The organism is Pseudomonas sp. EggHat1 (assembly GCF_014892995.1).
Classification (GTDB): domain Bacteria; phylum Pseudomonadota; class Gammaproteobacteria; order Pseudomonadales; family Pseudomonadaceae; genus Aquipseudomonas; species Aquipseudomonas chaetocerotis.
On sequence record NZ_JACKQK010000015.1, the window covers coordinates 38,076 to 53,293 of the forward strand.

Annotated in this window: 4 protein-coding genes; 2 read left to right on the forward strand and 2 right to left on the reverse strand. The window is 62.6% G+C overall.

Going from position 1 to position 15,218, the window contains the following annotated elements:
- Positions 1-99: 99 nt before the first annotated feature.
- Positions 100-1,560, forward strand: a complete 1,461-nt coding sequence (locus tag INS93_RS20335; RefSeq protein ID WP_192985250.1) for a sensor histidine kinase — start codon at positions 100-102, stop codon at positions 1,558-1,560.
- A gap of 11 nt (positions 1,561-1,571) precedes the next feature.
- On the opposite strand, the gene INS93_RS20340 is transcribed toward INS93_RS20335, so the two are convergent.
- Together INS93_RS20340 and INS93_RS20345 are read right to left on the reverse strand one after the other, a co-directional pair.
- On the reverse strand, positions 1,572-2,240 hold the full coding sequence (locus INS93_RS20340; RefSeq protein WP_160016788.1) for a response regulator: 669 nt from the start codon (positions 2,238-2,240) through the stop codon (positions 1,572-1,574).
- A gap of 75 nt (positions 2,241-2,315) precedes the next feature.
- Positions 2,316-12,806 (reverse strand): peroxidase family protein, encoded by a 10,491-nt coding sequence (locus INS93_RS20345; RefSeq protein WP_192985252.1) that lies wholly within the window; start codon positions 12,804-12,806, stop codon positions 2,316-2,318.
- A gap of 668 nt (positions 12,807-13,474) precedes the next feature.
- Here INS93_RS20345 and INS93_RS20350 point away from each other — a divergent pair.
- Positions 13,475-15,214, forward strand: coding sequence for a type I secretion system permease/ATPase (locus INS93_RS20350; protein ID WP_192985254.1), 1,740 nt, complete (start codon positions 13,475-13,477; stop codon positions 15,212-15,214).
- Positions 15,215-15,218 lie beyond the last annotated feature (4 nt).

Below are 15,218 nucleotides of genomic sequence, written 5' to 3' on the forward strand. Positions count from 1 at the left end.
CAAGGCCAATCCTGAACTAGCTTGTTGATAGACCTCACCGTGTTGCAGCAAGCAGAAGGTCTTTCAGCACTTGGTTTCAAGCATCGGGGAGTAACGGCAATGGCCATAGATGCAAAGGTCGAATCCATTTCAACGACCTTGGTCGAGAATGGTGATGGGACTTTGGTCGAACCCATCTCATCCGGCTGGCGTCGCCTGGGGCCGGCGAACCGCTCGGTGCAGTTCGTTCTCGCTGCTGCGCTGATTCTCGGCGTGAGCATGACCTTCGTCGGCAGCCTGGTCAGCCAGCAGATCAGGCTGGCCGCCGCGCAGAGTGCAGGAGAAGGTGCAGCCATCTACATGGAGGCATTTCTCGACGAGTACGTTCAGGAGTTGGCCAGTGCGCGAAGCCTCAAGCCCGAGAGCACGCAGGCGATCGATGCACTGATGCGGCAAACCTCGCTCAACAGCCACATCGTTTCGGTGAAGATCTGGCTCCCCGACGGTAGCAATGTCTACAGCACCAGCAAGCGACCGGCTTTCTATTATCACCCGGCCGGGCCCATCGCCGAGGCCATGCAAGGCAAGGTGGTCACCCGCCTGAGCCCGCTGGATCATGACGAGCATGCCTACGAGCGCAGCTTCGACCGACCGCTGTACGAAACCTACGTGCCGCTGCGTGAGTTCGGTAGCGGGAAGATCATCGCCATCGGTGAGTTCTACGAGATGGAGCACGAGATCGGCAGCATCCACCAGCAGGTCTGGGCGATCATCGCCGCTGCGACCCTGGCCATGCTGGTGCTGCTGTTTCTCATCGTCCGCCACGGTGACCGCATCATCAGCAAACAGCAGACGGCTCTGCGCCAGCAGATGCATGCACAGCTGGCGCTGCATCAGCAAAATGCCACCCTGCAACGACGCGTCGCCACCGCCAGTCAGGAGTTCGCCACGATCAATGAGCTGACTCACAGACGCCTGGGCGCTGACCTGCACGATGGTCCGGCGCAGCTTCTGACCCTGATTTTGCTACGTCTGGATGAACTGGCGGCGTTGTCAACAAGCACGACCAGCGAGCCTCTGGAGACCATCCGCAATGCCGCCCAGGAAAGTCTGCGCGAGATTCGCGGTATTTCCCGTGGCCTGGCCCTGCCGGAAATCAACGAGCTGAATCTGGAAGAGCTGCTCAAACTGGTGGTGCAACGCCATGAGCAACGCAGCGAAACCAAGGTGCAACTGGAACTCGGCAAGTTGCCCGAGACGCTGAGTCTGCCCTACAAGATCTGCGTCTACCGTCTGGTACAGGAGGCGTTGAACAACGCCTTCCGCCATGCCGGCGGCCAGGGCCAGTGGGTCAGCGCCGAGTGCAGGCATGGCGTGCTGGAGGTACAGGTGGCGGACGCTGGCGCAGGCATCGCTCAGGGCCTTCAGGCCGCGACAGGGGCACATCGTTCGCGCCTGGGACTGGTAGGCATGCGCTATCGAGTGGAGTCTCTGGGCGGGACGTTCGAACTCGAATCGGCCCCCGGGCAAGGCACCCGGGTCACGGCCAGGTTCGATTTACGCGACGACGATAACCGCTAGAGTCTTTGCTTTCACGGTGCTCCGATGCCCACGGTCCAGGTCTTGTGGCTTTCCCAATAGCGGCGCACAGCTGCCACCGCCTCGACGCGATTGCGCGCATGCAACTTCTGCATCACGTTGGTCATGTAGTACTTCACTGTCTTCTCGCTCAAGCCCAGTTTGGCCGCCACCTCACGATTGGTCAGGCCGTTGGCGACTTCACGGATGATCTGTTCTTCGCGGTGAGTGAGGTCTACCCCGCGCTGCTCAGTCTGGTGCTTGCGAAAGTTGCTCAACAGCCGTGTCGCCAGCGCCGGGGTAATGAAGGTTTCACCCTTGGCCACGGTGCGAATCGCCTGAATCAGCTCGGGACCACTGACCCCCTTTAGCACGTAGCCCTGAGCACCGCCTTCCAGGGCCGAGTACGCATCGTCCTCGGACTCGGACACCGTCAGCATCAACACCTTGACCTTCGGCTGCGCCTTGCTGATGGCGCGCACCGCAGCGAAGGTATCGCCAGGCATGTTGACATCCATCAGCAGCACATCGGGCTGACAGCGCGCGGAAATTTCCCGCGCCTCGTCGGCGCAACCGCCCTGCTCCACCACCTCGAAGTCCTCGACCCGGCCCAGGGTCGCAGCGACCCCCTGACGCAGCATTGGATGGTCGTCGACTATGCCCACCTTGATCTTGTCGCTCATCGAATATGCTCCCCTCAAGGTTTATACCCTTGTCGCCATGGTGCCTGGACAGAGCCAGGCACCAGGCTTTCCGAATCAACTCAACTGGAAGTCCGCCACGGTCACTGTGGTGTGATTGACGACTCCGACCAGGGTGATGGTGCCGCCATCGACGCCATTGATGGTCACGACCGTGTCGTTTCCAGCATCACCAATGGCAACCCGGCTGTCGAAGGTATCCAGCGTGAGGCCGAAGGCCGCGATGTTCAGCAGATCCTGACCACCAGCCGGATTGGCATCGAAGCCGATGAGGGTGTCGTTGCCGAAGTTCGGTCCGAACGCGAAGATGTCGTTGCCAGCACCACCAATAAGCCTGTCATTGCCAACACCTCCATTCAGGTGATCATTGCCGGTACTTCCCTGAAGAATGTTGTCCAGTGCATTACCCATGCCCGTGAATGACTCCGTGCCGTAGTACCACAGGTTCTCCACATTCGCGTCCAACGTATAGCTGCTGAGCGTCGTCCTCACCTGGTCGGTACCCTCACCTACCTGCTCGATCACTTGGTCGCCTACATGATCGACCCAGTAGATGTCGTCACCAGCCCCGCCAACCGTCCGGTCGGAACCCTCACGACCATTGAGCCGATCATTGCCGGTACTTCCCTGAAGAATGTTGTCCAGTGCATTACCCGTGCCCGTGAACGACTCCGTGCCGTAGTACCACAGGTTCTCCACATTCGCCCCCAGCGTGTAGCTGCTGAGCATCGTCCTCACCTGGTCGGTGCCCTCACCTACCTGCTCGATCACTCGGTCACCTACATGATCGACCCAGTAGATGTCGTCACCAGCCCCGCCAACCATCCGGTCGGCACCCTCACGACCATTGAGCCGATCATTGCCGGTACTTCCCTGAAGAATGTTGTCCAGTGCATTACCTGTGCCCGTGAACGACTCCGTCCCGTAGTACCAAAGGTTCTCTACGTTCGCCCCCAGTGTGTAGCTGCTGAGCGTCGTCCTCACCTGGTCGGTGCCCTCGCCTACCTGCTCGATCACCCGGTCGCCTACATGGTCGACCCAGTAGATGTCGTCACTTGCACCGCCCACCATCCGATCAGCCCCCTCACGACCATTGAGTCGATCACTGCTCCCCCCGCTGACCATAATGTTGTCCAGGCCATTACCAGAACCGGTAAAGGACTCCGTGCCGTAGTACCACAGGTTCTCTACGTTCGCCCCCAGCGTGTAGCTGCTGAGCGTCGTCCTCGCCTGGTCGGTGCCCTCACCTGCATGCTCGGTCACCCTGTCGTCTACATGATCGACCCAGTAGATATCGCCACCAGCCCCCCCCATCATGGTGTCGGCACCAGTGCCACCATTGAGGCGGTCGTTGCCAGCACCACCCTCCAGCGTATCGTCCCCGCCCATGCCGTTGAGGGTGTCGTCCCCATCGCTACCCTGCATCATTTCACTACCCGAAGTACCCACCAGGGTTCCGCCGAACGTCGTCATGACCATGATTCCAGCCAACACCGCTGTCGCCGCCGAAGTCAGCGACTCCAGGGTGTTGCCGTTATCGGTGTAGCGGACCATCACCCGGATCTGCTGCCCGGCCTGGGCCACGGTCGGGGTAAAGCTCGAGCCGGTGGCGCCGGCGATATTGACGAAGTTGCCGCCCGCGCCGGCCTGCCATTGGTAGGAGAACTGCACGCTGGCGAGCCCGTCGGCATCGGTAAAGGCATTGATCGCCGTCAACGGTTGCCCCAGCGTCGGCGTCATGCTGCTCAGCAGCACGCTGCCCACCGGCAGATCGTTCGGATCGCCACCTTGCACGACCAAACTGGTCGGTGCCGAGAGCACGGTTTCCAGCACGCCGTGAGCGTCCTTGTAGATCGCCTTGACGCGTAGGGCCAACCCCTCGAACTCAGGCGTCACGGTGAAGTTCGGGCCGGTTGCACGGGCAGCCTCGCCACCGATGTTTTCCGTCACGATATCTTCGAAGGTGCCGTCACCCTCGGCATCCACCTGCCAGTAATAGCTGATCGGCCCGGTGATGGCGCCGTTCGGATTACCGACGCCGATGTTGTCGGCGTCGCGCACCAGCCCGGCCGATACGCTGAGCACCTGGCCGACGCTGGGCGAGCCGTCGCTGATGCGCAGCGCGCCTTCCACCTCGGCGTTGCGTCCTTCGACCAGCACCATGACCTGGTCGTTGAACTGGATGCGCTCGATATTGCGGATCATGTCCGCACCATCGGCACCGACTACATCGAGGAGGCCGTCGCCGTCGTTGTCCAAACCATCCAGACCAACGTGGCGTACACCGAACAGGCCATCGCCCCACTCGAGCACTTCATACTCGGACATCAGCCCCGAGTAGACCGCCGTATCGAAGGACTGCCCGAGGTCGTCCGGGTCGACCGTGCCGGACATCAGCTCGCGGACGATGACCAGTTGTCCCGGGTTGTAGGTACCGTTGAGCATCAGCGGGATCATCGGCACCATGCTGTTGAAGCTGGCGATCTCTGCGCCGCTACCATCATTGTTCTCACGCACGCTGATGCGCACGTTGAGCCACATGTCACCGTCGATCAGGTCGTCGCCGCCGTTACCGGCGATCAGGTCGCTGCCGTTGCCGCCGAAGATGATATTGCCCGCACCGAAGGAGGTGACCTCGCCGAGGCTGGTCAGCGGATCGGCCAGTTCGTTGATGAACGCCCGCAAGCCGTCGACCATGTCCATGTAGTCGTCACTGAGCACGCTGCCGTAGGCGCCGGACAGCGCAATGGCCGTGGCGTCACGGTCGTCGCCGTTGAGAATGTCGGCATGCTGCGAGCCCGACAGCCCTTCCATGAACTCGAAGCGCGCCAGCACCGATACATCGGACGGTGCCACCGGCGTTTCGTCGAAGGCGCGCAGACGGAAGTCCACGTTGACCCCGAACGGATCGTCGCGGAAGCCCGCCCAGTCGAAGCCGGAGCCGCCGACGTAGCGGTCGCCCTCGCCGCCGTTGCCGAACATGATGTCGTCGCCACCCTCGCCGTCCATGCGGTCGATGATGCCGAACTCGCCGATGAACACGTCGTGGCCGATCACGTCGTCCAGGCCGAACTCGCTGAAGTTGTCACCGCCGTTGCCGTCGGGGCCGCCCAGCTCCAGCCAGTCGTTGCCTTCGTTACCGAACTGCGCCTCGTTGCCGCGGGTGCCAAGGATGAAGTCGTCGCCCGGTCCACCGAAGATTTCCGTACCGTCCTCGCCGGAGATGACGAAGTCCTTGCCATGGCCGGCCATCACCAGGTCGAAGCCATTGCCCGTGTGGATCACATCATTGCCTTCGCCGGCGCGGATGATGTCGTCACCGCCCATGTCGGTAATGATGTCGTCGCCAGCTCCACCCATGTGCAAGTCGTTGCCGAAGCCACCCTCCAGACGATCATTGCCAGCGTCGCCCCACAGGGTGTCGTCGCCGATGCTGCCGATCAGGGTGTCATTGCCGTCCGTGCCGCCGAGCACCACGTGCTCGTCGCCGTTGTACTGCAGGAAGTTCGGCCCGCGAATCACTTCCGGTAGCAGCGGGTCGCCGCTATCCGGATCGGCGCGGCCGTCGACGCCCAGGCCGGTGTACTGCTGAGCCTGGTTCACCTCGAGGATAAAGCCCGGTGTGGAGAAGATATCCCCCGGCAGGTGGGTGGCATCGGTGTTGGCCATGACCATGCGCGAGAAGAAGTTGTTCTCCATCTCGGTGAGCATGTTCAGGCCAGCGAGCCGTTCCAGGTAGTAGAAGCGGTCGGCATCCTGCAGCGCCTCCATCTGCGTCTCGAAGACGAAGTTGAAGCTGGAGCCGAGCATACCGCCGAAGGGCATGATCTTCTCGGCCAGGCCACCGATCCAGAAGTCGATCGCGTTGACCCCGGTGGTTGCCGCCGGGCCATTGAGGAAGGCCATGCGGTCGACGCCTTCGGCGTCCGCATCGAACAACCGGCCCTCTGGCGTACCGTCATCGATCAGTGCCGTGCCGCCGAATACCAAGGCGAAGGCCACCGCGCGTTTCTCGGCCAGAGTATCGACATCGACTGCCTGCAGGGCGGCATGCGTACCGTAGGCAGCGATGAAGTTGACCAGCGAGGTCTGGTGCTTAAGGTTCATGGCGAAATCGATCCAGCTGGTGTACGGCTTGAGCTGGCTATCGCCGGTCATGTTGTAGAACTCCTGACGCGCCGCGTTGAGCGACGGCACCCCGGTCTCGCGACCGCGTGCCAGGTTGATGGTGGCCAGGTCCAGCGGCAGGCCGAGCAGGTTGTTGCGCAGGGCCTCGGTGACGAACTCGTCGATCTCGTTGCCCAACTGCCGGGTCATGCCGCGCGCCAGGGCGCCGGCGGCCTCTTCCGCCGAGACGGTGATGTACTCAGGAGCGTTCGGATCGAAATCCGGATTGTTCGGATCACTGAGCGGATTGCGCAACTGATTGAACATCAGTGGATTGAGGAAGGCCTCGATCAGCCCCAGCTCGCTGGAGACGAAGTTCGGATCGAAGCGATCCACCGTCTCGGTCAGCATCGAGTGGCCGAAGCGGTACACCACGTGGGCGAACTCGGCCATGATTGCCGGATTCAACGTGCTGTCGTACACCTGGGTGGCGTTGAAGAACACGTCCACCTGCGGCTGCACCTTGCGCGCGAACTCCTCGAACACCAGGTGCTGATACTGCATCTCGGTGGCGAAACGCGCGGCCTGGAACAGTCGCTCGCCATTCCACACCAACCCATCCGGGCTGCCCGGCAGGCTATCGACCGGCTCCAGCAACCACTGGTTGATGAAGTCGATATCGTTGGAGGCCAGCACCACGTCCTTGGTATGCGCCACCACGCGGTTATGCTCGGCGTGGAACACATGGTGGATGGCGGTCAGGCCGATATTCTCGTTGCCGCGGCCGTCGCCGGTGATGAAGTGGGCATCGAGCAGCTCATCATCATAGGTGTTGCCGCTGGTCTGCCCATCGCCGAGGGTCAACCCCACTTCAGCATCACCGTCGGCGGTCTTCAGCGCGCCGTTCTGGCTGTTGAAGGGACTGGCGTTGTGCGCGATATCGTCGAGGAAGGCGTGATTGGTACGAATCACATCATTGGGCACCGCCACCCCTCCAGGCCCGGCAGAGACCAGGCCACCGCCCGTGACGAACTGCGGATAACCGTTGGGGCCAGGGATGAACTTGCCGTACTGGTCGGTAGCCAGCAGCGGCACATTCACCACATCGGCATCGCTCAGCACGATGCCCAGCATGTCGAGCGCCTGAGCCTTGACCTCGGCCCAGGTCGGCAGGCCACCATCGGCGCCATTGAGCAGGCGCCCGGTGGCCACCGGACCCTCGTCGGTCATGGCGTACTCACGCAGGAACACCTGGTGCGAGGCATGCGAGGTGTAGGTCTGGTTCTGGTCGACGAAGGGCGTGGTCTGGTTGACATGCACATGTACGTCATCCGACGTGCCGAGTACACCGTCCGTACCGGCCAGCACCGCCTGGTTGGTGGCCCGGGTCAGCACCATGAAGTTGGCCGAACCGCCCTCGACATAGAGCGGGTCGTCCGGCTGCAGCGGGATGAACACCGTACCGTTGCCGCCCTTGTTGACCAGGTCCAGGCCGTGATCGAAGAACTGGCCGAACAGAGTGAACCAGGAGTTGAAGCCGGCCGACAGCCCTTCGTCCGGCGCGCTGTTGGGGATAAACAGCGGCATACCTTCCGGGATCGGCTGGCCGTTGAGATCCAGCAGCACACCGTTGACATCCAGAGTGCCCAGGCCGGCATCGACATAGGCCTGTACCGCTGCCGGATTGGTGATGGTCTGATCAACGATCAGGTTGGAGATGGTCCGCGGATCGGCATCCACCACGTTCCAGGGTGCGGTGGGATCGTTCGGATTGGTCACATCGGCCGGATCGTAGGCATAGTTGCCGTTGCTGAACTCACCGCCCGGGATGCCCGGCCCATTGAAGTCGATGGTGTCGCCATCCGGGTCGTTGATGAAGTCCTGCGTGGTCGAGGTCGGGAACGGCTGATCTGCCGCACCGAAGTGCTCCTGCCCGGAGACCAGGTTGTTGAACGTACCATCCACCGTGCGCAGGCCCCAGGGCAGGCGCGAGTTGGGGATGATGTCCATCAGCTCCTCGCCGGCGGCATGGCGCTCGGCGATGATGATCTGGTCGAGGATGAACTGCAGGTCAGAGCGGATCATCCGCAGGCCATTGCCGGGGCTGACCACCTCACTTTCCACCGGCAGCGGAGCCGGCGGCAGCGGCAGCTCACCGCCCGCTACCGGGTCTGTGGCCGCCGAGGCCACCCGCTCCAGCACGCCGTTATCGTCCTGGTAAATGGCGATCACGCGAATCGCCAGACCGTCCAGGTTGGGGCTGACGCGATAGGAGACGCCATCCTGGGTGGACGGCCGCGCACCGCCTTCTTCGACGATATCCTGGAAGATGCCCGAGCCCGGATCCGCCTCGAACTGCCAGACATAGCTGACCGGCCGGCCATTGATCAGGCCATTGCCATTGTCCTCATCGCCGACGCCTGCGGCCGAAACCCGCAGCAGTTGGCCCATGGCCGGTGCATCGACGGGGTCTCCATTGACGTCGAGAATCTGCAGTGCGCCGGTGGGCGAGAAGTTGCCGCCCTGTTCGGTACCCGCCACTTCCTCGACGAACTGGCCGCCGACCAGCACCAAGGCGCTGTCGGCGAACTGGATGCGCTCGATATTGAGCAGGCGGTCGGCACCTTCGTCGCCAACGTTGTCGGTGACGATGGTCATGCCGGCCAGCGTGGTCACGGTGTAGTTCTCGCGCGGCCCGCCGTACAGCGCGGTGTCGAAGCTATCGGCGCTATCGAGGATCTCGCGCTGGATCACCAGTTGCCCAGGGTTGTAAACGCCGTCGAGCATCAGCGTGATCATGTCTTTCATGCTGTTGAAGGACGCGATCTCATTGCCCGTACCGTCGTTGTTCTCGCGCACGCTGATGCGCACGTTGAGCCAGCGATCACCGTCGATCAGGTCGTCGCCACCGCGACCTTCCAGCACGTCGCTGCCGCCACCGCCGAGGATGATATTACCGCTGCCGAAGGAGGTCTGCGGCGCCCCGAAGAACTCGGTGAGCATCTGCTGCAGGTTGGTGATGCGGGCGATGCCCTCGGCAGTCAGCAGACTGCCCTGGGCACCGGCCTGGGCGATCAACGCAGCATCGGCGTTGTCGCCGCGCAGGATGTCGCCATGGGCCGAGCCGGACAGGCCTTCCACCTCGGCGAAGCGGTCGAGGATACCGGCATTGGATGGCGCCACCGGCGGCTCGACGAAGTCGTCGACGATCAGGTCGACCTTCACCCCGACCTGATCGTCCTTGTACACGGCCCAGTCGAAGCCGGAGTTGCCGTCGAAGTGATCGGCGCCTTCGGAGCCGATCATGATGTCGTCGCCGCCCTCGCCTATCACCTCGTCGAAGCCAGGGCCGCCGATAAATACGTCATGGCCGTTCACGGTATCGGTGGAGAACGGCTCGAGGTTGTCGCCGGGGGCGCCGTCCTGGGTGCCGATCTCGATCCAGTCGTCACCCTCGTTACCGGCGGTCTGCAGGTTGCCCTTGGCGCCGAGGATGAAGTCGTTGCCAGTGCCGGCGAAGACCTCCGAAACGTCCTCACCGGTGATGATGAAGTCGTTGCCATGGCCGCCAAGGATGAGGTTGAAGCCGTTACCACCGTGGATCACGTCATTGCCGTCGCCACCCTTGATGACGTCGTCGCCGCCCTTGTCGGTGATGATGTCGTCGCCGGCCCCGCCTTCGATCACGTCGTTGCCGTCGCCGCCTTCCAGGCGGTCGTTGCCGCCGTCGCCCCACAGGGTGTCGTCGCCGATGCTGCCGATCATCACGTCGTCGCCTGCGGTGCCGCCGAGCACAACGTGCTCGTCGCCGGTGTAACGCAGGTAGTTGGTTTCGACCTCCGGCGTCTCCGGGTTATCGCGGATAACCAGTGGGATCAGCGGGTTGTCGCCAACCGGATCGGCGCTACCGAGCCCGTCGTTGAACTGCGCTGACTGATTCACTTCGAGGATCAGCCCCGGCCTGGAGAAGATATCCGCCGGCAGGTGCACCGCATCGGTATGGCGCATCACCAGCTTGGCGAAGGAGTTGTCCTCCATCTCGGTGAGGAAGTTGAGGCCATCCAGGCGCGCCAGGTAGTAGAAGCGGTCACCGTTCTGCAGCGCCTCCATCTGCGTCTCGAAGACGAAGTTGAAGCTGGAGCCGAGCATGCCGCCGAAGGGCATGATCTGCTCGGCCAGGCCGCCGATCCAGAAGTCGATGTCATTGACCCCGGTGCTGGCCGCCGGCCCGTTGAGGAAGGCCATGCGCGCGTCATCGGAGATCGCGCCGCCACCGAGCACGATATCCATGGCCGCAGCGCGCTTGGCCGCCAGCGAGGTCACCCCGGTGATGCTGGCATGTGCGCCATAGGCGGCAATGAAGTTGATCAACGACTCTGGATGTTTCAGGTGCAGGGCGAAGTCCAGCCAGCTGGTGTAGGGACGCAGCTGGCTATCGCCAGTCATGGCGAAGAATTCGGCGCGCGCCTCGTTCAGCGACGGCACGCCAGTGTCGCGACCGCGGGCGATATTGATCGCCGCCAGGTCCAACGGCAGGCCGAGCAGGTTGCTGCGCAGGGCGCCGGTGACGAACTCGTCGATCTCGTTGCCCAGTTGCCGGGTCAGGCCGCGGACGATGGCGCCAGCAGCCTCTTCGGGCGACAGCGTGCCGTTATCGTCGAAGGCCAGCGGGTTGAGGAAGGCCTCGATCAGCCCCATGCTACTGTCGTTCTGGAAGCTCGGATCGAAGCGATCGACCGTCTCGGTCAGCATCGAGTGACCGAAGCGATACACGGTGTGAGCGAACTCGGCCATGATCGCCGGGTTGATGGTGGCATCGTAACCGTTGGGGATGAGGAACTCGTCCACCAATGGCTGCACCTTGCGCGCGAACTCCTCGAACACCAGGTGCTGGTACTGCATCTCGGTACCGAACTTGGCGGCCTGGAACAACCGTTCGCCGTTCCATACCAGAGTCGATAGATCGGCCGGAATCGCGCCGACCGGCTGCAACAGCCACTGGTTGAGAAAGGCGATGTCGCCATCGGCGGCGGCCTGCAGGGCCACATCCTTGGTATGTTCGACCAGGCGATTGTGCTCGGCGTGGAACACATGGTGCACGGCGGTCAGGCCGATGTTCTCGTTGACCCGGCCGTCACCGGCCATGAAGTGGGCGTCGAGCAGCTCGTCGTCATAGGTGCCAGCCAGGCCGTCGTTGACCCCCGCCACGCCATCAGCATCGGCCACCAGCGGCGCGCCGGTCTGGCTGTTGAACGGGTTGGCCGAGTGGGCGATATCGTCGAGGAAACCATGACCGGTGCTCAGCGCCAGGGAGGCGTCCACGGGCGCAGCCAGGCTGGCCTCGACCAGGCCGCCGGCGGTGACCAGTTGCGGCATGCCGTTAGCGCCCGGAATGAAGTTGCCGTACTGGTCGGTGGCCAACAACGGCACCCGGCCGACATCTTGATCGTCCAGTTCGATGCCCAGCACGTCACGAGCCTGCGCCTTGAGCACGCCCCAGGTGGCCATACCGCCAAGCTCCACGTCGTCCTCGGTGCCGAAAATACCGTCGCCGCCCAGATCGCGGTTGGTCAGCAGTTTGCCGGTGACCATGGGTTGGCCGTCCACCAGCACATAGGCCCGCAGGAACACCTGGTGCGAGGCGTGCGAGCTGTAGGTCTGGTTCTGGTCGACGAACGGCGTGGTCTGGTTGACGTGCACACGGTTACCGTCCGCGTCCACCTCGACGCTGGCACGGGTAACCACCATGAAGTTGGTCTGCGGTGTGGCCGGGTTGTACAGCGGGTCGTCCGGCTGCAGCGCAATGAAGACGAAGCCGTTACTGCCCTTGTTGACGAGGTCCAGGCCATGGTCGAAAAACTGGCCGAAGAAGGTGAACCAGGTGTTGAAGCCGGCCGAAAGCCCTTCGTCCGGCGCAGTGTTGGGGATAAATAACGATTGGCCGGCAGGGATCGCCACTCCGTCGAGATCCAGTACGGTGCCAACGGGATAGGGGTTGCCATCCGGGTCCAACTGGCTACCGTCAGCCAGCATGCCCATCCCGATATCAATGAAAGCCTGCACCGCCGCCGGATTGCTGATGGTCTGGTCGACGATCAGGTTGGAGATGATCCGCGGGTCGGCATCGGCCACATTGCCGGTGGCGCCGTAATCGGTATTGGTCACCTCTCCGCCCGGCGCACCGCCGTTCATATCGAAGGTGTCGCCGTCCTGGTCATTGCGGAACTGCTGGTCCAGCAACAGGAGGAACTCCTGGTCGGCGGCGCCCCAGAAGGTACGGCCCTCCACCAGGTTGTTGTAGCTGCCATCCACTGTACGCAGTCCCCAGGGCACCTGGGAATTGGGCAGCAATTCACTCAGGCTCTGCCCGGCAGCATGCGCCTCGGCAATGAAAATCTGCTGCAGGATGAACTCGAGATCGGACTTGATGAAATTGGCCATTTCCTTACACCTCGGATACCCAGCGGCTGAATGCGCGAAGTCGAAGGAATCCCTGGCACAGAAGCAGCCCACCCAGTCCGTTGCGCATCGCGCAATCGTCAGAGCGTTCCCGGGATAGAGGCCAAACGCTGCCACACCGACATGCTGGGCTGATCGGCGTGCAATCAGTGCTTGGTATGTCCCTATGCTCACGCTGGCACGAAACCTAGCGTCAGAAATCAGGCAGTGTGAGACCCGTGCAATTGCGGGTCGGCGAAATGCCCTGGCAAAGACGCCTCAGGCGTCCGGTAAAACGTGATTCCGATGGTGATCACCCCCTTGCAGGAGCTCGCCAAGGAGAGCCGTGTCGACTTCTTGGCTTGGATCACACGACTAGACTTAAGTCCTAGCCAATAGGATTGTCAAGATACCGTCAGTCGCCTCATCAATCACGACACATCTGTATAAGCATTTATTGAATAAAGATTTTTTTGATGAAACAAAACGAAGCATCAAAAAAATAAGGCACTCAAATCCCTTGCACATCGACGAAAATCCCATCTATACCTACATGGCGACACCATAGAAGACAAAAAAATGTCTCTAACTAGACGGTCCTGCGCATCAATCGTCGAAATGCCGTCACCCCAAGCAGGACACCCAGCGAACATGCAGTGCCGGAGGGTCCCATGGACGTCCCGCAGTCCCCGCGTTCCGAGCTGGCCGAGGTGCTGTTTCGCCTGCGCCGTACCTTCTACGCACTGGCCGCCTTCAGCGGGGTGATCAACCTGCTGATGCTGACCCCGGCTGTTTATATGCTGCAGGTCTATGATCGCGCACTGGTCAGCAGCAACATCACCACCCTGCTGATGCTCACCGTGCTGGTGATCGGTCTGTATGTACTGATGGCGCTGTTGGAGGTGGTGCGCTCAAGCGTGCTGATCCGCGTCGGCAACCGTCTCGACATGATGCTCAACAAGCGCATCTTCGGCGCCGCCTTCGAGCGCAACCTGCGCCGCGCCGGCGGCAACCCCGCACAGGCGCTGCAGGATCTCTCGCAGGTTCGCCAGTTTCTCACCGGTAACGGCCTGTTCGCCTTCTTCGACGCCCCCTGGACCCCGATCTTCCTGTTGGTGATCTACCTGGTACACCCACTGCTCGGCCTGATTACCCTGATTGGCTCGTTACTGCTGGTGAGCCTGGCCTGGCTGACCGAAGTCAGCACCCGCAAGCCGCTGGCCGAGGCCAATCAGGCCTCGCTGGTATCCGGCAGTTTCGCCAACAACAACCTGCGCAATGCCGAAGTGATCGAAGCCATGGGCATGCTGCCGGCGATTCGTCAGCGCTGGTTCGGCAACCACCTGAAAATTCTTGAGCTGCAAACCCTGGCCTCAGACCGCGCGGCCTACATCGCCGGGGCCAGTCGTTTCGTGCGCGTCACCCTGCAGTCGCTGATCCTGGGCGCCGGCGCCCTGCTGGCAATCCAGGGCACGATCACCCCAGGCATGATGATCGCCTGCTCGATCCTCTCCGGTCGTGCCCTGGCGCCAGTGGAGCAGGTGATCTCGGCCTGGAAGCAGCTGCTCTCCAGCCGCGCTGCCTGGGCCCGGTTGTCCGGGCTGCTGACCGACTTTCCTGCACACAAGCCCTCCATGCCGCTACCCAAGCCGCTGGGCATGCTCCACGTGGAGAACGCCTTCGCCAGCGCACCGGGCTCGCCCACGCCGATCCTGCGCGGCGTCAGCTTCAATCTGGCGCCCGGCGAGGCCCTGGGCATCATCGGACCCTCGGCATCGGGCAAATCTACCCTGGCGCGCCTGCTGGTCGGTGTCTGGCAAGCGCAAGGCGGCAAGGTGCGCCTGGACGGCGCCGATATCTATCGATGGAACAAAGCCGAACTGGGTCCCTGGCTCGGCTACCTGCCGCAGGACGTCGAACTGTTCGAGGGCAGCGTCGCCGAGAACATCGCGCGCTTCGGCGCAATCGACAGCGAGGCAGTGATCCTGGCCGCCAGGCAGGCCGGCGTGCACGAGATGATCCTGCACCTGCCGCAAGGCTACGACACCCACCTGAGCGCCGACGGTGGCTCGTTGTCTGGTGGGCAGAAGCAGCGCATCGGTCTGGCCCGCGCACTCTATGGCGAGCCCTCGCTGATCGTCCTCGACGAGCCCAACGCCAGCCTCGACGACGTCGGCGAAGCGGCGCTGCTGCAAGCGCTGCTCGACCTCAAGCAACGCGGCAAGACCCTGGTGCTGATCTCCCACCGCCCCACCGTGCTGAGCATGGTGGACAAGGTTCTGGTACTGCGCGAAGGCGCTGTACAGATGTTCGGCAGCCGCGATGAGGTATTCGCCGCGTTGCGCCAGGCCAACGTGGTCCCCACCGGCAAAGGGGCGCCGACCCTGGCCTCGGTGCGGGCCAAGGAGTGACATG

What these genes read in the sequence shown, in the direction of transcription:
- INS93_RS20350 (WP_192985254.1), top strand. Translation starts at nt 13,475, where the DNA reads ATGGACGTCCCGCAGTCCCCGCGTTCCGAGCTGGCCGAGGTGCTGTTT.
- INS93_RS20345 (WP_192985252.1), bottom strand. Translation starts at nt 12,806, where the DNA reads ATGGCCAATTTCATCAAGTCCGATCTCGAGTTCATCCTGCAGCAGATT.
- INS93_RS20335 (WP_192985250.1), top strand. Translation starts at nt 100, where the DNA reads ATGGCCATAGATGCAAAGGTCGAATCCATTTCAACGACCTTGGTCGAG.
- INS93_RS20340 (WP_160016788.1), bottom strand. Translation starts at nt 2,240, where the DNA reads ATGAGCGACAAGATCAAGGTGGGCATAGTCGACGACCATCCAATGCTG.